Here is a 19,237-nt window from a genome sequence, read left to right on the forward strand (position 1 = left end):
TTTATTTGCGCGAAAAGGATTGCGCGATACTAAAAACATCTGCTTTGGTAAAACCTCTCATTGCAAATAAGGTAGTCAAATAAACTACTCCGGAAATAGCGACATTAACAAAGATATTTAAATACTGTTTCAAGGCAAAGGCTACGCTCACCATCACAACAACTGATGCTAGGATTTTGAAAAATGTCAGCACATTATTCTTGTATTTATAATCAATAATCTTAACCACCTGCGCCATGCCAAGGACAAACATCAAAAAATTTGTCGCCAAGATTGTAATGCCGGCACCGATGGCCTGATATTGCGGAATCAAAATCAGATTCATGATTACGCTCACCGCCAAACCAATGGCCATATTTCTGGTATTAATTTTTTGCTTGTCGCAGGCATTAAGCAAAGAGCCGATTGGGAAATTTAAAAATATAAACACCACAGAAGCGATAATTATTTGCAGAGGCACAACTGCTTCCACATATTCTGTTTTAAATATTTTTACAATATCATATGCCAAAATCATTACCCCGCCGCTGATCGGCATGGAAATAATCAACAAATAATTAACTGCACGGGAAAAAGAAATCGGCAGTTGCTCGCGATTATTGCGCCAGTACGATGAGAAGGCTGGATACAGCGAAGCTGTAAAAGCCATTGGCAAAAATTGAAGTGCGAAAATTATCTTGAACGGCACCTGATACAACCCGACATATTTCTCCCCGGCCAACCATTGCAATAACACTTGGTCGACATAGGTATACATTCTTTGCAAGATTCCAAAAATAGCAAACGATGATGACGTTACCATCATGCTCCACATCAGAGTCTTATTCCACCTTGGTCGAATATTAATACCAAATCTAAAATAAAGTGTTAATGCTGAATACGTAAAACCAAACAAGCTAGCCAATGCTAAGGCGATAATCAACCAATTTAAGCCGAGCCCAGCGCGCAAGGAAAAGTAGCCAAAAACAAAGACAATGACTTGAAAAATAAAAACACCCACGCTTTCAAATTTCAAATTATGAAAACCGCGCATAACAGCATAAAAGGTAATTGCAAAAGAATCCAAGACCATGCTAATCGAAGACAGATAGATTAAAAATTTTATCACCGGTGAATAGTGAAAAATACTCGCGAGCATTGCCACTAATAAAGCCGAAAAAATAGCCGTTGGAATCTTAATCGCCATCACTGTGCTTAAGAGATTTTGGGCAAATGCTTTTTTGCCGCCATTCTCCTGAGTGGGTGCCTGGTCATTATTCTTGGCCACTTCCCTAGTTAAAAAATTAAAAAGCCCGATATCAATAAAAATTCCAAAAATAGATGTAAATGATATAGCAAAGTAATACCTACCCAGGTCTTCTGGGGACAAAGTTCTGGCCAACATGGCAAAATACGCAAAAGAAACAACCTTTTGCATCACCAAGGCCATCGTATAATAAGATGTATTTTTCGCGATATTATTTATTTTCATTATTTTTATTGTAACATATTATTTTAAAAACACCACCCTCAAAAAAACAAAAAATCTTGTTAAAACAAGACTTTTTTTAACCTAATATTACAAGATAAATTCTACTCCTCAACACCAGCAACTTGACCAGTAATATCTTCCACGGGCACTGTTTGATTGTTTCTAATTTTATCAAAATTCTTCTTAATATATTCCGCCAATTGCTCCTTAGTAACAACTTCTGTTTTTTTTGCGGTCATTATACCCTCAGTCTCATCGACAATATTTTGCATTTTTACAATTTTATTGATTGGGTATTCAAACATTGAATCAATTTTTGAAATTGATTTATTGGTGAAATTGGGAAAAATTGCAGTTGAGAAAAAAGAAATCATTAATACAGACATTACCATCACGCTATAATTCAAAACATTGCCCTGGGGCACATATTCTAATTTTTCTTTAATTAAAATAGAAAATGTTTTTCTTTTTTTATTATGAGTTTTTTTTCTAATTAAGTCTTCTACGTCTTTATGAATATTAACTTTCATATTCTTATAAATCTCATCCCAGCCCTCAAAAGTTACATAATCAACCTGCATCTCTGTATTCTTGCCATCCAAAAATACCTCCATAGTTTTAATTAATTTACTCGCATTCGCTAGTCGATTCTTCACATTGGACTTCTTACCAAAAACATTCTCAGCTTTTTTAACAACTGACTTCTTCGAAGTTTCTACTTTTTTTGCTAGTGCTTTTTCAATTTTCTTAATTGTTTGCTTTGGCAAAACTTTTGCCACGACTGGCTTTGATTTCTGACTCTGAAATTCATTATTCAAGAAATCAATAAACGCTGTACTTTTATTTTTGTCTTTTATCATGGGGATAGATTTGAGTTATTAACAGTTAAGTTCATTATAACATATTTTTGCAAGTGGCACAATATTTTTTTAAACATAAACAAAAACGCTCCTCAACAGAGAAGCGTTTTTAAATTTTATATCTTTTATTTTCTACAATCCCTTAAATTGCACACTCACGGCATCCTTTGTTGCCTGATCTTGCAAAACATTATTAACTAAATAGTCAGCCATTATTTTTGCCTTATCATTCTCGCCGATCTTTTGATAAAGAACAGCTAGGCTGTAGCGAGCATTGGCATGATTTGGGTTACCACCCTGAGTTGGGTCCAGCAGGATACTTAAGAATAATTGTTCAGCAGTGTTTAGGTCGGCATTTCTTTCGATTTTTCCGCCTGCTTGTCCGGCTTGCACGCTTAGGTTTTGCCCATTTGCATCAAGAGCGTTTTGTTGCACCTTTGGATCAACAACGCCGCGATTAAAATAAAGGCGACCTAATTCAAATCTATAATCCAGATTGTCGCGCGCGATCAGATTAGCATTTTTTAATTGCTCAATCGCGTCGTCGATTTTATTTAATTTTTCACTCGCAATCGCCTTGCCATAATATGCTGCGGCCAAATCACCCTTTTTGGCAATTGCTTCATCGTACTTCTTTATCGCTTCTTCGATATAAAATTTCTTTTCCTCGTCAGCAGTTTCAATATTTGACTTAGCCATATTAACTAAAGCCATTCTAAGATATGAGGTTGGATTTTGTGGATCAAGCGCGCTTACCTTTTTATATAATTCTGCCGCTGCATCCAAGGCGCCCCGTGTGTAGAAAGAAGCATTTTCATAAATCAAGGCCAGGGATTCATTATTTGCTGCTTTGTTAGGTGCATACTGTATAGCCTTTTTGCCCTGCTCAATCGCCGTATTTAAGCTGCTCGCCACTTCTGCCTGATCGTTACTACCCATAGCAGCTTTGTTGGCGATAGCCATATAATTGTTTGCAGAATTTATATAATATACATCTTGATAACCAGCCAAGGAAATCGCTTTATTTAATTTTTCATTCTTCTGAGCTAAATCATCAATCATTGATGACTCCTTGGCATAAACATCAGCCATATACATTTTCATACCCATCGTGAACAAAATTACCACTCCAGAACTAACAACCAGGAAGACAGCCGCCAAAGCCAAGGCATACTTTGCTTCGGCTCGAAAAGAAAGACCAACAATTTTGAATTTTTCTGGATACATTTCAATGCCAGACGCAACCGCCAAAATTGAAATTAAGACTGAAAGAATAATTATGGAATTATTTTGCGGAAACAAAAGTGCAAAAAGCACAATTGAAATAAAACTCGCAAACAAACCGACAATAACGGTATTCGCTTCATTGTCTTTACCCTTAATCAATGTCAAAAATAAAATAGAAAGAGAGATTAGCAATAAGACAATAACCATAACTGCACCTGGCACGCCAACAGTAGCTATCAATTCAAACAAGGCGCCGGTTGAACTATCAAAACGCACATTCCAAAGCGGTGACATGTTAAAATTAACATTTTTAAACTTAGAAAAACTATAATCAAATGTAGAAAGACCAGATCCGAAAATCGGATTTTCACGTACAGCTGATTTGGCAATGTCCCAAGAAGCACCACGAGAAAGACTAACCTCAGCTGGTAAATTCAAATTCTTAATTTGAAAATTTCCCATTACCAAGAAAATAATCAGCACTAAAAAAGTTAGCAATGGGATTATTAAATTATTAGTTGAAATCTTGATAATCTTTGCCATAAAAAACATCAACAACACAACCAAGCCAACAACGGGAATCGGCCAGAAGGTAAAACCGTTCAAGATGGCCAAAACTGTCAATGATGAAATTATTGAAATACCAGAAATGGTTTTTATTGCTACTAAAAGGGCTTTTGATGCATTCGGTAATAACTCTTTTGCTTGTGCTGCAACCACTACAAACAAGGGCAAAATCATCACCAAATACATTGTCAAACCAGATAAAGAGCCGATAGGATTAACACCTTGATTATGTGTAAAACCCATAGGCAAGAGATATTTTCCGTTTATTTGTAATAAGGAATAGATGCTCAATAAAAAACCAGAGGTCACAATAGCGCCAAAAAATAATTTAATATTTTTTAAATTAATATTATTTACCACTAAATAAAAAAACAAAGCATACACGATAATAGCAATAAGGCCCTTTGACGAATTTCCGTAAGAACCAATCAAACTATCCTTAGCGCTAATTGAAAAAATAGTAGAAGCACTAAACAAAACCAAAGTTATTAAAATTGGAATGTCCAGGGGTGTTTTTTTAAAAGATAGTTCACCGGCAACTACGCCCTTTGTCACCCAAGCCACAACTCCAACCAAAACTAAAAAATAAAACAAGACAATCTTGTCAAAGCCAAAGCCCTGAGCGGTTAGATTGGTAAAAAATAACGGGATCATGAAAAAAACTAAGGCAATTGAACCCTTGATTATAAGATCTAGGATCATGGTTGCGCCGAATTTATTAACTGATTCCACCCCCCCCAAAGACGATTTTGAATTGATTTTGGCTTCATTCATAAATTTTCTAATATTAACCCCGAGGGATTTTAAATAATTAATATATGTGTATATCTAATTAGATTATATCTAAAAAATTAAATTTAATCAATTTCACCTTGACTATTCTGACTTATAAAAATATTTATCTTGTCCTTAAATATTTGTTCTGAAAAGCTTTCAGCGTGTTTTTTAATTTCACTTGAATTGAACTCATGTTTATCAAAGACATTAATCGCCTCCACCAAGCTCTCTACTGACTGATTATCAAAAAATAATCCCGTTTTTCCACTTATCACCGTTTCGGTAGCTCCCCCTTTTTTATAAGCAATAACTGGTCGCCCTGATGCCATCGCTTCGACAACGGTAATTCCAAAATCCTCTTCTTGTGGATTAATAAAAGCTAGGCAATTACTATACAGTTCAGCTTTTTCATCCTCGCTAACTCGACCAAGAAATTCAATATTATCAGCGCCATTGGCAATACTCTTCAATCGTTCAATATCCACGCCACTACCAAATATTTTTAGTTTCTTGTCTTTTAATTTTTTGAAAGCCTCAACTACGATATCAACCCGCTTATAAGCCGCTAAACGCCCGCCAATTAAGAAATAATCTTTGGATTCATTTGAAATTTTAAAACGACTCAATTCAACCGGTGGATAAATAATTTCAGAATCACGGCGATAATATTTACTGATACGTTTTTGCACTGTTTGAGAATTCGCAATAAATAAATCAACTCGCTGTGCGGCCACAAAATCCCAAATCCGTAATTTATTCAACACCAAGGATATAACTTTCTTGAAATATTTATTGTAAGAAAGTTCATTAATATATTGATGGGTATAATCCCAGAGATATCTCGTCGGCGTGTGACAATAACAAATGTGCAAAGTATCCGGCTTGGTTATCACTCCCTTGGCAAACGCTGAGGCATCGGAAATGACAATATCAAAATCGCTCAGGTCAAAAAACTCAACGGCAATCGGCATGTATTTCAAATACCATTGATAATGTTTTACACCACCTGGTAATTTTTGAATAATAGAGGTTTTTATTTCTCGCCCTTTAAAATATTTATTTACATGCTTTTCTTCATACAATAAAGTATAAATCGGCGCCTCCGGAAACATATCCGCCAACACCTTTAAAACTTTTTCCGCTCCCCCGTCCTGGGCTAGATGGTCATGAACTAAGGCAATTTTTTTGTTTGTAATCATATCTTCTTTCGTCATCCCCGCGAAGGCGGGGATCCAGGTATTATTTAGATTATTCGTTATAATTCTCATCCCAATACCCCTCACCCCGACCCTCTCTCCTCCCAAGGCGGACAGGCCGCCGGGGCGAGGGAGTTTGTATTCCCTCTCCTTTGTAGGAGAGGGTTAGGGTGAGGCAGAAAAGCTACTCTGTCTTTCGACCCTTTAATATCGCAATTGGCGTTCTCAAGAATATTGCTAAATCCAAAAGCAAGGACCAGTTTTCAATATAATAAGTATCCAATTTCACTTCTTCCTCAAAAGTTAAATCACTGCGACCAGAAATCTGTGCCATACCAGTCATACCAGGTTTAATCGTCAAAACTTTTTTGTGATGATGTTCATACTTCGCCACTTCTTCCGGCAAATGCGGACGCGGACCAACCAAGCTCATGTCGCCCTTTAATACTAAAAATAATTCCGGCAACTCGTCTATGCTCCAACGACGAATAAAGCGACCGACGCGAGTGACACGCGGATCATCCTTAATTTTAACCATTGGCCCTTCAGATCGAATATTTTTACTAGCCAACTCCGTATAGCGCAGACTATCCGTCTTCGGTGTCATGGATCGAAACTTAAGATAGTTAAATAATTTACCACCCTGCCCTACACGACACAAAGGACTGTCGTCATCTTTCTTATAAAAGAACACCGGCCCACTCGAATCAATCTTTACCAATAAAGCGGTTACGATTAAAATCGGTGATACTAAAATAATTATAAAAATCGAACCAACAACGTCAAAAGTTCTTTTCGCAATTCTGCCCCAACCCTCCAATGGAGTTTTGATAACTTCTACAATCGGCACACCGGCAATTTCCATCACATCGGTTTTTAGCACTTTGGCATCCAATAAATCAGCCGCATAACGAAACGTAATATGATTTTCATCAGCAAAATCAAACATACGCAAAGTCTCCGCCTTGGATAAGTTCGGATCACATTGAATAATCTCATCAATTTGTCTGAGTTTAATAAATTCTTGCAATTCCTGTGAAGTCTCAATGCTAAAATCTTTCAAACGCTTCACCACATTAATACCTAAGGATTTTCGCGTTGCAAACTCCTGCACCAAAACATCAGCCGTCTTGCTAAAACCAACCAAAACAATATCATGTAAACCGATACCATAGTTAAACAAACCCTTTTGCAACTCACGCATCAAGATGCGATAAAAAGTAATATATAAAATTGAAATAATCCAACCGGCTAAAACAATAAAACGAGAATCAAAAAGTTCTCGTCGTAAAAAAATCATAATCACAATCAGCATCAAACCCGTGGAACACGCCAAGGTAATCTTATAGAATTCCCTAATCACCTTCTTGGTGCTTTTGATATTATAAAGTCCGGCAAAAGCAAAGATAATAATCCAAGCAACGGCAATCAACATCAACACTTTCAAATAATCGGCAAAATTCAAATTAAAAACGACCGGTCTGATTCCTATTGTAAATTCTGAAAATCTAATCTGATATGCGGTAATACCCGCCAAGATAATCATTATAAAATCCAAAGGCACCAAAAGAAACGAGAAAACTAATTCTGATTTTTTCATATATAATAAGACTAACACCAATTCCCCGTCATTCCCGCGAAGGCGGGAATCCAGGCGCCACAATGAGCGGGCGCACGATTATAGAGACTAGTCTTGATAAAATATTGGTTATAAAAATACTTTGTTTAATTTTAATTTTCCTTATATTGAAATCATTGTACGAGGTACCTGGATCCCCGTCTTCACGGGGATGACAGTTGTATTCCAATAATCTTAAGGCAAGCGATAAGCCGGATTCTGTCGTGGGCAACTATTTATCTAAGCCTTGATATTGCTATCAAGATCAAGCGGCACTTCCTGGCTTGCGCCAAGACACGGCCTTGCTCCTTGCAGGGTTTACCACGTCACTCTGTCACCAGAGGACGAATCGAGTGGTCTCGAAACTTTTCACCTTTCATCCCGATTGCTCGGGACTAGTATTGTCTCTGTGGCACTTTCCCTAGAATTACTCCTGGTGGACGTTATCCACTGCAATGTTCGCTCTTGCGAGCGGGAGTCCGGACTTTCCTCCCCGGCCAAAACCGGAGCAACTGCCTACTTACCTTAAAATTATTAAAATCCAAAAAGATGATTAGATTATATCAGAATGGATTTGGAAAGTCAAAAAGGCAAAATCTTGAAAAATAAAAAAAGAAGCTCCATTTCTGAAGCTTCAGGCTGATTTAAAATCAAGTAAATTAACCTTTATTCGATACAAGCTCACGTTTAAGCGCTAAGTCATCTTTTTCTTTTTCTTTTTGACTGTCTTTGAAGAGACTTACGCTTAAAATTGCTGATAACGCGGAAAACGCGAAAGCCAATATAAACGTAACGAGAATGTCTTTTTAATTAAAAATTGCTGCTTGAATGACTGAGATCCTGCCAAACATAAACATCCCGAGAAACATGGCAATTACTGCACCGAATTTAATAAAAAATCTCGCATTATAAGACTTCATCCTCGTTCCTCCATTTTTAATTAATACACACATGTTCTTTCAGTTGAATATCTTTAGCTGGTTTATATGACAGCCAGGTATAAACAAGACTCACGATGAACGAGAACAACATAATCGCCAGTCCAAAAATTTCAAACACTTGCGTATTTCTGCCAAAAACCATTATGCCACGGGGATACAAAGAATTATATCCAAGGAATAAAGGAATACACGCAAAACAAGTTGAAAAAAATACCGCTGAATAATAACGACTCAGAACCCACAAACGTTTTAAAATTTCCTTAAACGTTGCCATGGCGCATTCTCCTTTATAGTAGAGTTTATCTGATATAATCAAAAATATATTTATCAATGAACGAATAACCAATATAGGACAAATTAAATCATTTGTCAATCGAAAATTCCAAAAAAAAGAAGCCCCGAACATTTGGAGCTTCGACTGATTTTTTTTACTTAACCGTCCTCTTTCTTCTGGATTATTTTCCTTCGTGTTGTTTCATTTTCGACAATGCAACCAAGGCCAAATGATATAAAAATCACAAAATACAGCCAACGATGGACATCCCAGTGAAAATAATCAGATATCATTAAAAAAAATTCTGACACAAACATAGATATCACTACATAAAAAATCATCCTTAATGAACTTTCGTGAATATGTATAAAAAATCTCCCAATAGATACCCACATATTATTTCCTCCCGTTTGAGTTATTTTTTATATTTAAAAATAGTTTTGGTTACAATGTCAAGGAAGATCTATGCGTCCTTCTCTTGGAGCATTGTCATATCTGTACATATAATACGATTTAAACACCGCGCCGTCAATTATTTTTCCATCTACACTGACAACATCAAAACAAATTGTTACAGTCGTCTCCTCAAGAAATGTACCTTTTTTTTCAACAAGACGTGATATGTGAAGACGATCAAAAAAGAATCCAGCCAAAACAAATAAAAGAGATGATATAAACACAGACACCATATTAACACCAATAAGCCAGTCTCTATTATTTATAAGCTCTTTCGGTAATGCCATGCCAAACATTCCCGTTAACAGCGCAGACATCAACAAAGACCACACAAAAAACATAATCACCTTCCAATGAATATCCCTCATCTCAATTCCTCCATTTTGAATTATTATTTTATATCCTCAAGTAAACGAAGATTTGTCAACGAACAATAAACCAATATAGCACAAATACAAAGATTTGTCAACGGCCTCTTCTTGACACTTCTACTTTTTTCCTGTATATTGAATACATAAGTAATCAACTGCCAAACGGGGCAGTTTTTAGTTACAATTATTTGGCTAATATTAAATAAATTATATGAATGCAATTATCAATTATGTCAAAGGAGCGATTGTGGAAATGAAGAAAGTTACCTGGCCTACCAAAAATGAGGCCAAGAACTACACTATCCTTGTAATCGTTATCAGTATTGCCATTGCGGCCTTCTTGGGTGCGCTTGATTACCTTTTTACCATTGGCTTTGAACAATTTTTAAACAAATAAACCAGTTATGCCGCAAGGCGCTAACACAGTCTCGTTGAATAACGGGATAATTTATAAAATAGTATGGCAAAACAAACGCTAAATCAAGGACGCCGATGGTATGTCCTTCACACCTACTCAGGCTACGAGGAAAATGTTGCGCAAAATCTTAAACAGAGAATCGAATCGATGGACATGGAAGACCGCATTTTTGAGATTTTAATTCCGATTGAAAAAAAGATTAAGATAAAAAACGGCAAGCGTAAGGTGGTTGAGGAAAAAATCTTCCCTGGCTATGTTATGGTTGAGATGGTTGTAACTGACGAATCTTGGTACGTGGTGCGAAATACACCAAACGTAACCGGCTTTATTGGCACTGGCACAATTCCAACTCCAATCAGCGAGAAAGAAATCAAAGATTTGAAGAAAAGAGTTGGTGTTGAAGAACCTAAATTCAAAATCGACGTGGCTGTTGGCTCACCTGTCAAAATCATCGATGGTCCCTTCAAAAATCTTGAAGGTAAAATCACGAACGTTGATGAGTCCAAGGGTAAGGTTAAAGTATTGGTATCAATGTTTGGTCGCGAAACCCCAGTTGAATTAGACTTTTTACAAATTAAAAAGATATAAAAGTCCGTCATTCCCATGAAAATGGGAATCCATGCGCCACAGATTTTGGATATTTAATTATAGAGACTAGTCTTGATAAAACATTAATAACAAATAGTACGTCGTAAATTTTAATCCTCCTTATACTGAAACCAATCTACGAGGTACCTGGATCCCCGCCTTCGCGAGGATGACGGAAGAAATTAAAAATTTAAAAATATAAATTAAGAAATAAGCAAATTCGGTGTTTTTAAAAACAGCTTCTACGAATAAGCGCTAAAAGATATGGCAAAAAAAGTAAAGACAATCATAAAATTACAAATCAAGGCTGGACAAGCTAACCCAGCGCCTCCGGTTGGACCTGCTTTAGGTCAACACGGTTTGAACATCCAAGAATTTTGTTCATCTTTTAATGACAAAACCAGAGATAAAATGGGAGACATTGTGCCAGTAGAAATTACTGTCTATGATGACAGAACTTTCACTTTTGTCATGAAAACAGCTCCGGCTTCTTCTTTGATCATGAAAGTACTAGGACTTAAAAAAGGTTCAAGCAGTCCCCTAACCACCAAAGTTGGCACACTGACTCAAGATCAATTGCGAGAAATCGCCATCCAAAAGATGCCTGACTTGAATACCAATGACGTTGAACAAGCAATGAGAATCATTGCTGGCTCAGCAAGACAAATGGGAGTAGAAGTTAAATAATATTTTATTAATATAATTTGTGGAAGAAAGTTTGAAGATTCAAAATTCGCTTGCACCACGAAAAAAAAACTATGGCTAAAGAAAAAAAAGAAGTTGTAGAGTTTGATAGATTCAAATTTCACAATATCGACGAAGCTGTCGAATTAGTTAAAAAAATGTCAAACGAAAAATTTGACGCTTCAGTTGAAGTTCATGTTCGTTTAGGAATTGACCCACGTAAAGGTGATCAACAAGTAAGAACCGCAGTTAGCCTTCCTCACGGAACCGGTAAAACTGTAAAAGTTTGTGCTTTTGTATCTCCTGATAAAGAAGAAGCTTGTAGAAAAGCGGGCGCTGACATCGTAGGTGGCGAAGACTTAATCGCTCAAATTAAAGCGACTGAAAAAACTGACTTTCAAGTGGCGGTAGCTGAACCAGTAATGATGAGACATTTGGCTCAAATTGCTAAAATCTTAGGAACAAGAGGTTTAATGCCTTCTCCAAAGAATGAAACAGTTGCTCCAAACCCAGTTAAGGCTATTGAAGAATTGAAAAAAGGTAAAGTAAGTTTCAAAAATGATGACACTGGTAATGTGCACGTTAATATTGGTAAAGTTTCTTTCGACAATGTTAAATTGAAAGAAAATTTCACAGCCTTTATCGACATGATAAAAAGAGTAAAACCAACCGGCTCAAAAGGTGTTTACATCAAACACGTTGCGATTTCCTCTTCAATGGGTAAAGGTATCAAAGTTTCACTATAAAATATACACTCAATATAAAAAACACTCACTATTCATAGTGGGTGTTTTTGTTTTAAATTTTTTATCCACAGCCCCGAGTTGCCATATCTCCCCCATTTGGTAAAATAAATATATATATTATTCATTATTTATTCGCAATTCGCAGATTAATACTAATTAGCAGATTAGCGTTACAATAGTATGAAAAAAAGAATCTCAAAAGATCAATATTATATCAATTTGGCAAAAGAGGCTGCCTCGAGATCCACTTGTTACCGAGCTCTACACGGCGCTCTTATCGTCAAAGATGATCAAATCATCTCCACTGGCTATGTCGGCGCACCTCGTAAAACCAAAGATTGTTTTGAACGTGGTAATTGCCTGCGTCGCGAAATGAACATCCCCTCTGGTCAAAGATACGAACTTTGTCGCTCCGTACATAGCGAACAAAACGCTCTTATTAACGCCGCTCGCTCAGGCGCTAACCTATTTAAAGGCACGATGTATCTTTATTCCGCCGTTCTCAATGAAGAAGGCGATGAAAAAACAATTAACGCCTACCCATGTTTTATTTGTAAAAAAATGATCGTAAACTCTGGTATTGAAAAATTAGTTTCTCATCAGGCCGATGGCTCAATCAAGGAATATTTAATTGAAGACTGGGTTAAGGATTGGCAGGAGAAAGATTTAGTGGATGACATGGAACAATACGGCGTTAAAACTGTGAAAACTGATAAATAGAACTTGTAATTATAATTGACAATAATAATGCTCATGTTAAGGTTTAGGGATTAAACTGCTCTTTTCCAATTAAATCTAACTGGGAGAAAATATAAGATGGAAATTAAACTATTGCCACCAGAAATTAATAATACGGGCATAATTAATAAGTTGATAAATTTGATTGTCGATTTTTTAATTGGTCTAAAGACTAAATTAGGCATCGACAACCCCAACAACAATCCATTGACGGTTGTTAGTCATGCAGCATTGAAATGCTACCAAGCTATTTCACCAATATGGGGCAAGCGAATTGATGAAAGAGGAAGATTGTTTGACACTAGCCATCACACCACCTTTCAGCATGCGTCCTCATACTTCACTTTTGACATAGAGAAAATTGCCATTTCTGATATTACTTTTGGCTTGCACCTCGCCAGTCCGTTTTACAATAGCGACCAGCGCTCAGGACGTTACTGTGCCAAAATGTTTTTGGAGCCAAATTACGAACTAATTGATGACTACATCGCAAAATTTTGGCCAGAAGTCTCAAGTTCTGACCGCACAATGGCAATTAATTTTGTAAAATTTGGAGTTGAGGTTTTTCACACCAACATCGAACAAGCAACCAAGACTGCCGTTGATCTTATCAAATCCGAGAGACCTTTTGCCAAAGGCATCGAGGCTACGGCTGCGAAAATTGCCCAAGAACAAATGCGTATGTTTATTTCCCTCATCTTCCCTACTGGAATGGATTTCACGGTCAATCTGACTGCTTTAGCAGCCATGCGTCTTTCTGCCTGGACACCAGGCATGCGTTATGCAACAGACAAAATGGCCGAATTGATCATTGCTAAGCACCCCGAATTAGCATACGTCTTTGCAGGTGAAAGAAAAGATGAAAATTGGACACCGGAATTACACGACAAGGAAAAGATTACCTTTCCTAAATTTCAATTATTCTCCGTCACTAGCCCTGAAAAATTTGTTATGCCAGTTTCCAGGGACATGCATCCGATTGATACACTTCATTTTCAACCGAAATACATGGACAATTCGGTTTGTCGAGTCAAAACCCAGGTTAAGCTTTCAGCTGCGACCATGGGCCAAGATCAACGACATCGCACTATTAGCCGCGCGAAACCAGCATTTACTGGCGATTTTTACATGCCGCCAATCTTGTCTGAGCTCAAACTAGAAAAAGCCGCTGAAGAAGTAATGACCAAATGGCTAGAAATGAAAAATGTCTTACCGGCAACTTTGTGGGCAGCTATTGCTCCTTATGGCGCAATGCTGACATACGAAAAAGACGGCTCAGCCAACGCTGTTGCGCATGAGCAAGGCAAGAGACTGTGTTTCTGCGCCCAAGAAGAAATTTACAACCTTGGTCGCCTAGAACGCGAAGCTATCAAACAAGAATACGGTGCTGATTCTGAATTACTAAAAATTTTCGAACCACCATGCTACCGAACCGGCATTTGCGCAGAAGGCGCACGCTATTGTGGTCGCGATTTACGTATCCGCAATGAGGATAACTTCTTCCCAGAACGAAAAATTTAATCATCTCAAAACCGTCAAGCACATAACTTGGCGGTTTTTTAAAGTAATTTTCAAATTGACTTAAATCCGTTTTTTTTGTAAAATAAGATAGTAATAAATAAAGAAAAAACTTCATGGAAAACAAAATAATTATCGGCCTGGTTGGTCAGATTGCTTCTGGAAAAGGAACAGTAGCAGAGTATTTAGAAAAAAATCATCAAGCGACTACTTTCCGCTTTTCAACAATTCTACGAGACGTCTTGAATCGTTTGCACGTTGATATCAGTCGTGAAAATTTGCAAGATTTATCCACCATCTTAAGACAAAAATTCGGCGAGGATTTATTGGCCAAAGTTATGGCTGGTGATGTAGAAAAAACAGACAACAAAATTGTGGTTGTCGATGGCATCAGACGCATGGCCGACATTAAATATCTCAAAGAATTAGAAAATTTTAAATTATTAAGCGTGGTAGCCGATCCCAAGGTTCGTTATCAACGCCTAATCGAACGCTCAGAAAATTCTGGTGATAGTCAAAAAACTTACGAAGATTTCTTAGCTGACCAAATGAAAGAAGCCGATGCGGAAATTCCCGAAGTCATGAAAAATGCTGATGTTGAAATCAACAACGACATTGACTTTGAAAATTTATATCAACAAATAGATAAATTATTAAACTAATTAAACCCACGACGTCTCGAATCCTCGGGACAATGGTGGGCGAAGTAAAACATGAAAATAAAAAAGAAAAAAGTTATTGGCATAGTCGGTGAACAAGCTGGCGGAAAAGGCGCAGCTTCTAATATTATTATCAAAAAATACGGCGGTTCAAGATTGACAACCTCCAATATCTTGCGTCGCACACTAGACAGTATCAATATTCCCGTTAGCCGTGAAAATCTAATCACCCTAGCCCTCCTAATTAAAAAAGGCTTTGGCAAAGATGTTTTAATGAAGGCCATGTTAAAAGAGGTAGAAAATGAAGATAGCAGCATTGTCATCGTCGACGGCATCCGCATGCCTGGCGATACTGATCCATTTGTAGAAGAATACGGCGATGATTTTAAATTGATTTATGTAACCGCCGATCAAAAAATAAGATACGAAAGAAGCTTAAAGCGAGGTGAAAAAGCCGGCGAATCAGAAGCTAGTTTTGCTGAATTTATGGAAAAAGAAAATGCTGAAACCGAAAAATACATCGCTAAAGTAGGAAAAAAGGCTGATTTTAAGATTGTAAACAATAAAGATCAGGATGAATTGGAAGAAAAAATTATCGCCGTAATGGAGAAAATATAGTCTCTTTTGACAGAATCTTAAATTTTCGATAATATAAACAATAGGAGGAGTGCTTTAAACAAGGCACTTCTTTTATTCTATTTTCAATATATTCGCAATTCGCGGATTAGCATTTATTAGCAGATTAGCATTATACACGAATATGGAACCAAAAAAAGGAAAATTTATTGTTTTTTACGGGATTAATAACTTGGGTAAGACTACCCAGGCGAAGATTCTTGTTGACCGTTTGAATAGCGTCGGAATTAAGACTGAGCATTTGAAGTACCCGATTTACGAGTTATCCCCTTCTGGAAAACTTTTGAATGCTTATTTGCGTGAAGGCAATCCGCACAAACTTTCAGCTCGAGAGGCACAATTAATTTATGCTAGCAATCGAACTCAGTATGAAAAAAAATTAATAAACAAGTTAGAAAACGGAATTAACATAATTGCAGAAGATTACACTGGCACTGGTATTGCTTGGGGCATCGGCACGGGCGTTGATGAGGCTTTTTTGAAATATCTAAATTCTCACCTCCTCAAAGAAGACTTAGCTTTTTTATTTGATGGTCAACGCTTCATGGAAGCCAAGGAAAAAAGTCACAAGCACGAAAGCAATGATTTCCTCACCGACGAAGTTCGTTGGGCGCATTTGAAATTAGGGCAAGAATATAATTGGACAAAGATTAATGCCAATCAAACTATCAACGAAATACATACGCAGATTTGGAACAAAGTTATTGATCTGATTCAACCTAGAATTAATGCCTCGACAAGCTCAGCACAAAACACAATGGAAAGTGTTTTGAAAGTTGCTCGCATGAACGAATGGGCGAAAATACCGACTCGCGGACACGCCAGTGACGCCGGCCTTGATTTGTATTCAGTTGAGAATTATTCTATTTACCCGAATGAAATGACCACGGTCCACACTGGTATCAAAATGGCTATCCCCCAAGGCATGGCCGGATTAATCTGGGACAAGAGCGGTCTTGCTCACCAAGGTCTCAAAACCATGGGTGGTGTGATTGACTGCGACTACCGCGGGGAAATAAAAATAATGGTGAAGAATTTAAGTGATGATATTATTAATATAACCAGAGGGCAAAAAATTGCTCAAATGCTCATTCAAAAAATCGAATACCCGAGAATTTCGGAAGAGACAATCGAGGACAACACAGTTCGTGGCGCCAATGGGTTTGGTAGCACGGGAAACTTTTAAACAAGGGAGAGGGCGATGAAAATAAGAATCAAGGGCGTCAGAAAATTAGTAATTCAATATTTTTTCAATGCAGTTTTCATGATGTTTTCCCTACTTGCTTTTCTTGTTTCTTTTTTCATGCCATTTTTTCGTTTATGTACCAGAGAAGTTCTGCCATCATCAGTTGAACAACTTGGATGGATACTATCGGCTTCATTATTCCTGGGAATTACCTGCTATCTCCTATACTTCGTTGGACCAAGTATTATGAATAAGATAAATACTACTTTAGAATATGCTGATCCGGCATAACACAAAGGGAGATGGGCGATGAAAAATTTACCAGAAATTACCGAATTAAAGGTTCTATTTTTAACTTCAAAATTTCTTTCTTATTCTTTTTTTGTTATTCTCTTTATACCTCTTGCGATATTAACCAGAAAGCTGATCGATCCAGGAGTGTCACTATCGCTTGATCAAAGAATAACATTAATTGAATTCTTCTGCTTTTCGGGATTTGTTTCATTTTTCCTAAACGAAGTGTCTAAAATTATCAACAAACGAATACAAGCAAAAAATTAGGACAATAAACCGCCATATTACAATAAAAATAGGGCGGTTTTTTTCTTGCTTTTTTTAGTATTTTCGGCTAATATAATGATATAAATAATTACAATTACACTGTTAAAAAACTACCCCACCCCAGCCACTCCTCGCTCCCTCGGGACGCCCTTGTGGTGCAGGAGGGGGAGAAATTAAAATATGCACACAAAATACGATGTCATAATCGGCCTAGAAATTCACGCCGAATTAAAAACTAAATCAAAAATGTTCTGTTCTTGTGATAACGACGCTGATAATGCAGCGCCGAATCAGCACACCTGCCCTATTTGCATGGCTCATCCTGGCACCTTGCCAATTCCAAACAAACAAGCAATTGAATGGACTATTTTGACCGGCCTAGCTTTACATTCCAAGGTAAACAAACTGAGTAAATTTGACCGTAAAAATTATTTTTATCCTGATATTCCAAAAGGCTACCAAATCTCTCAATACGACTTGCCTTTTGTTTATGACGGTTATATGGATATTGATGGTGACAAGATTGCTATCACCAGAATTCATCTTGAAGAAGACACGGCTAAGAATACGCATCCAGACAAAAAGGATTACACCTTGGTTGACTTTAATCGTGCCGGCACACCGCTAATGGAGCTGGTGACTGAACCAGTCATTAAAGACGCGGAACAGGCGAAGAAATTTTGTCAGAACTACCAAAGAATTTTACGCTACCTTGATATCTCTGACGCTGATATGGAAAAAGGTCACATGCGTTGCGAAGCGAACATTAGTGTGCAAGAAAAAGGCAAATGGGAATATAAGGGTGAATGCAAGATTGATGCGCTTGGTGATTACAAATTGAATCCAAAAGTTGAAGTCAAGAACATCAACTCTTTTAAAGCACTCGAAAAAGCAATTAATTACGAAATCAAGAGACAGATTGCGGCGATTGATGATGGTGAGAAATTAGTACAAGAAACTCGTGGCTGGAATGAAAACACAAATGAAACTGTCAGCCAACGAAAAAAAGAAACATCTGCCGACTACCGCTATTTCCCAGAACCAGACATTCCCCCACTAAATATTTCTGATGAAATGATTACGCGAATCAAGAAACATTTAATAGAAATGCCTCCTGAAAAGAAAAAACGCTTCATGGATGAATATAGCTTCACTGACGAAGTAGCTGATCTTTTAGTTAGCGACAGACACTTGGCTAATTATACCGAGAACGTCATTTCCGAATTACGCGCCTGGATTGATGCCTCTGACGATGAATGGGAAAGACAAAAAACTAAGCTAGCTAAGGCTGCTTCCAACTGGTTGACCGGCGAACTTTTCAAACATCTCAAAGAAACTAGCCAAACGATTAAAGATATCAAAATAACCCCAGAAAATATGGCTGAATTGATTGCCCTTAGTTATCAAGACAAGATCAACTCCTCCGCCGGTCAGACTATTTTTGAAGTCATGTTCAAAAAAGGCGGCGACCCGACTGATATTATGCAAGAACTAGGGCTCGAACAGCTAGATAATGACGAAGAATTAGAAAACTCAATCAAAGAAATAATTGCCAAGAATCCAGAACAAGCAACGGGATACAAAAACGGCAAAGAAAATCTCATTCAATTCTTTGTCGGCCAGACCATGGCTGCAACCAAGGGCAAGGCGAATCCGAAAAAGGTTTTGGAGATGTTGAAGAAATTACTTAGTGAATAAAATTTAGGGATCATGCGCAATAGAATGGGTCTTGGTTCCCTCTCCTT

At 37.3% G+C, this 19,237-nt stretch carries 20 protein-coding genes and 1 other RNA gene; 12 read left to right on the top strand and 9 right to left on the bottom strand.

What is annotated here, in order from left to right:
* Position 1: 1 nt before the first annotated feature.
* From KKD45_01335 to KKD45_01375, 9 genes are all read right to left on the bottom strand, one after another.
* Positions 2 to 1,471: a flippase gene (locus KKD45_01335; GenBank protein MBU4309148.1), complete on the bottom strand. Its 1,470-nt coding sequence runs from the start codon at positions 1,469 to 1,471 to the stop codon at positions 2 to 4.
* 101 nt (positions 1,472 to 1,572) lie between these two features.
* Positions 1,573 to 2,331 carry a hypothetical protein gene (locus KKD45_01340; protein MBU4309149.1) on the bottom strand — a complete coding sequence of 253 codons (759 nt, stop codon included), beginning with the start codon at positions 2,329 to 2,331 and terminating at the stop codon, positions 1,573 to 1,575.
* A gap of 132 nt (positions 2,332 to 2,463) precedes the next feature.
* On the bottom strand, positions 2,464 to 4,899 hold the full coding sequence (locus tag KKD45_01345) for a hypothetical protein (GenBank protein ID MBU4309150.1): 2,436 nt from the start codon (positions 4,897 to 4,899) through the stop codon (positions 2,464 to 2,466).
* An 83-nt stretch (positions 4,900 to 4,982) separates the two neighbouring features.
* The gene (locus tag KKD45_01350) at positions 4,983 to 6,101 is read right to left on the bottom strand and encodes a glycosyltransferase (GenBank protein MBU4309151.1); all 1,119 of its coding nucleotides are present in this window, start codon (positions 6,099 to 6,101) and stop codon (positions 4,983 to 4,985) included.
* 181 nt (positions 6,102 to 6,282) lie between these two features.
* Entirely contained in the window at positions 6,283 to 7,698 is a 1,416-nt protein-coding gene (locus KKD45_01355; protein ID MBU4309152.1) for a sugar transferase, read from the bottom strand.
* Between the two features lie 210 nt (positions 7,699 to 7,908).
* Positions 7,909 to 8,244, bottom strand: an RNA gene (gene rnpB / locus KKD45_01360) — RNase P RNA component class A.
* 408 nt (positions 8,245 to 8,652) lie between these two features.
* Positions 8,653 to 8,931, bottom strand: a complete 279-nt coding sequence (locus tag KKD45_01365) for a hypothetical protein (GenBank protein MBU4309153.1) — start codon at positions 8,929 to 8,931, stop codon at positions 8,653 to 8,655.
* A gap of 158 nt (positions 8,932 to 9,089) precedes the next feature.
* The gene (locus tag KKD45_01370) at positions 9,090 to 9,248 is read right to left on the bottom strand and encodes a hypothetical protein (protein MBU4309154.1); all 159 of its coding nucleotides are present in this window, start codon (positions 9,246 to 9,248) and stop codon (positions 9,090 to 9,092) included.
* Positions 9,249 to 9,383: 135 nt separating this feature from the next.
* Positions 9,384 to 9,728: a hypothetical protein gene (locus KKD45_01375; protein MBU4309155.1), complete on the bottom strand. Its 345-nt coding sequence runs from the start codon at positions 9,726 to 9,728 to the stop codon at positions 9,384 to 9,386.
* A gap of 241 nt (positions 9,729 to 9,969) precedes the next feature.
* Here KKD45_01375 and secE point away from each other — a divergent pair, with 241 nt between their 5' ends.
* The 12 genes from secE (at position 9,970) to gatB (ending at position 19,190) form a co-directional block, all read left to right on the top strand.
* A complete protein-coding gene (gene secE, locus KKD45_01380) occupies positions 9,970 to 10,155 on the top strand; it encodes a preprotein translocase subunit SecE (GenBank protein ID MBU4309156.1) in 186 nt (61 codons plus the stop codon).
* 63 nt (positions 10,156 to 10,218) lie between these two features.
* On the top strand, positions 10,219 to 10,764 hold the full coding sequence (gene nusG / locus KKD45_01385) for a transcription termination/antitermination protein NusG (GenBank protein MBU4309157.1): 546 nt from the start codon (positions 10,219 to 10,221) through the stop codon (positions 10,762 to 10,764).
* Between the two features lie 264 nt (positions 10,765 to 11,028).
* Entirely contained in the window at positions 11,029 to 11,451 is a 423-nt protein-coding gene (gene rplK / locus KKD45_01390) for a 50S ribosomal protein L11 (protein MBU4309158.1), read from the top strand.
* Positions 11,452 to 11,522: 71 nt separating this feature from the next.
* The gene (rplA, locus tag KKD45_01395; GenBank protein ID MBU4309159.1) at positions 11,523 to 12,194 is read left to right on the top strand and encodes a 50S ribosomal protein L1; all 672 of its coding nucleotides are present in this window, start codon (positions 11,523 to 11,525) and stop codon (positions 12,192 to 12,194) included.
* Positions 12,195 to 12,374: 180 nt separating this feature from the next.
* Positions 12,375 to 12,914 carry a dCMP deaminase family protein gene (locus KKD45_01400; protein MBU4309160.1) on the top strand — a complete coding sequence of 180 codons (540 nt, stop codon included), beginning with the start codon at positions 12,375 to 12,377 and terminating at the stop codon, positions 12,912 to 12,914.
* 96 nt (positions 12,915 to 13,010) lie between these two features.
* Positions 13,011 to 14,453: an FAD-dependent thymidylate synthase gene (locus KKD45_01405; GenBank protein ID MBU4309161.1), complete on the top strand. Its 1,443-nt coding sequence runs from the start codon at positions 13,011 to 13,013 to the stop codon at positions 14,451 to 14,453.
* Between the two features lie 113 nt (positions 14,454 to 14,566).
* On the top strand, positions 14,567 to 15,112 hold the full coding sequence (locus tag KKD45_01410) for an AAA family ATPase (protein ID MBU4309162.1): 546 nt from the start codon (positions 14,567 to 14,569) through the stop codon (positions 15,110 to 15,112).
* Between the two features lie 51 nt (positions 15,113 to 15,163).
* Positions 15,164 to 15,727: an AAA family ATPase gene (locus KKD45_01415; protein MBU4309163.1), complete on the top strand. Its 564-nt coding sequence runs from the start codon at positions 15,164 to 15,166 to the stop codon at positions 15,725 to 15,727.
* Between the two features lie 142 nt (positions 15,728 to 15,869).
* Positions 15,870 to 16,931 carry a dUTP diphosphatase gene (dut, locus tag KKD45_01420; protein MBU4309164.1) on the top strand — a complete coding sequence of 354 codons (1,062 nt, stop codon included), beginning with the start codon at positions 15,870 to 15,872 and terminating at the stop codon, positions 16,929 to 16,931.
* Positions 16,932 to 16,946: 15 nt separating this feature from the next.
* A complete protein-coding gene (locus KKD45_01425; GenBank protein ID MBU4309165.1) occupies positions 16,947 to 17,222 on the top strand; it encodes a hypothetical protein in 276 nt (91 codons plus the stop codon).
* 18 nt (positions 17,223 to 17,240) lie between these two features.
* Positions 17,241 to 17,492 (top strand): hypothetical protein, encoded by a 252-nt coding sequence (locus tag KKD45_01430; protein ID MBU4309166.1) that lies wholly within the window; start codon positions 17,241 to 17,243, stop codon positions 17,490 to 17,492.
* A 180-nt stretch (positions 17,493 to 17,672) separates the two neighbouring features.
* Positions 17,673 to 19,190: an Asp-tRNA(Asn)/Glu-tRNA(Gln) amidotransferase subunit GatB gene (gatB, locus tag KKD45_01435; GenBank protein ID MBU4309167.1), complete on the top strand. Its 1,518-nt coding sequence runs from the start codon at positions 17,673 to 17,675 to the stop codon at positions 19,188 to 19,190.
* Positions 19,191 to 19,237 lie beyond the last annotated feature (47 nt).

This window comes from Patescibacteria group bacterium, assembly GCA_018897195.1.
Classification (GTDB): Bacteria; Patescibacteriota; Patescibacteriia; order Patescibacteriales; family UBA12075; genus JAHILH01.

Excerpts from the sequence above, each read along its gene's own strand:
- secE (MBU4309156.1), top strand. The coding sequence starts at position 9,970 with ATGAATGCAATTATCAATTATGTCAAAGGAGCGATTGTGGAAATGAAG.
- KKD45_01340 (MBU4309149.1), bottom strand. The coding sequence starts at position 2,331 with ATGATAAAAGACAAAAATAAAAGTACAGCGTTTATTGATTTCTTGAAT.
- KKD45_01345 (MBU4309150.1), bottom strand. The coding sequence starts at position 4,899 with ATGAATGAAGCCAAAATCAATTCAAAATCGTCTTTGGGGGGGGTGGAA.
- KKD45_01335 (MBU4309148.1), bottom strand. The coding sequence starts at position 1,471 with ATGAAAATAAATAATATCGCGAAAAATACATCTTATTATACGATGGCC.
- KKD45_01355 (MBU4309152.1), bottom strand. The coding sequence starts at position 7,698 with ATGAAAAAATCAGAATTAGTTTTCTCGTTTCTTTTGGTGCCTTTGGAT.
- KKD45_01425 (MBU4309165.1), top strand. The coding sequence starts at position 16,947 with ATGAAAATAAGAATCAAGGGCGTCAGAAAATTAGTAATTCAATATTTT.
- KKD45_01400 (MBU4309160.1), top strand. The coding sequence starts at position 12,375 with ATGAAAAAAAGAATCTCAAAAGATCAATATTATATCAATTTGGCAAAA.
- KKD45_01365 (MBU4309153.1), bottom strand. The coding sequence starts at position 8,931 with ATGGCAACGTTTAAGGAAATTTTAAAACGTTTGTGGGTTCTGAGTCGT.
- dut (MBU4309164.1), top strand. The coding sequence starts at position 15,870 with ATGGAACCAAAAAAAGGAAAATTTATTGTTTTTTACGGGATTAATAAC.
- KKD45_01370 (MBU4309154.1), bottom strand. The coding sequence starts at position 9,248 with ATGTTTGTGTCAGAATTTTTTTTAATGATATCTGATTATTTTCACTGG.
- KKD45_01430 (MBU4309166.1), top strand. The coding sequence starts at position 17,241 with ATGAAAAATTTACCAGAAATTACCGAATTAAAGGTTCTATTTTTAACT.
- KKD45_01415 (MBU4309163.1), top strand. The coding sequence starts at position 15,164 with ATGAAAATAAAAAAGAAAAAAGTTATTGGCATAGTCGGTGAACAAGCT.
- rplK (MBU4309158.1), top strand. The coding sequence starts at position 11,029 with ATGGCAAAAAAAGTAAAGACAATCATAAAATTACAAATCAAGGCTGGA.
- nusG (MBU4309157.1), top strand. The coding sequence starts at position 10,219 with ATGGCAAAACAAACGCTAAATCAAGGACGCCGATGGTATGTCCTTCAC.
- KKD45_01375 (MBU4309155.1), bottom strand. The coding sequence starts at position 9,728 with ATGTTTTTTGTGTGGTCTTTGTTGATGTCTGCGCTGTTAACGGGAATG.
- gatB (MBU4309167.1), top strand. The coding sequence starts at position 17,673 with ATGCACACAAAATACGATGTCATAATCGGCCTAGAAATTCACGCCGAA.
- rplA (MBU4309159.1), top strand. The coding sequence starts at position 11,523 with ATGGCTAAAGAAAAAAAAGAAGTTGTAGAGTTTGATAGATTCAAATTT.
- KKD45_01350 (MBU4309151.1), bottom strand. The coding sequence starts at position 6,101 with ATGATTACAAACAAAAAAATTGCCTTAGTTCATGACCATCTAGCCCAG.
- KKD45_01410 (MBU4309162.1), top strand. The coding sequence starts at position 14,567 with ATGGAAAACAAAATAATTATCGGCCTGGTTGGTCAGATTGCTTCTGGA.
- KKD45_01405 (MBU4309161.1), top strand. The coding sequence starts at position 13,011 with ATGGAAATTAAACTATTGCCACCAGAAATTAATAATACGGGCATAATT.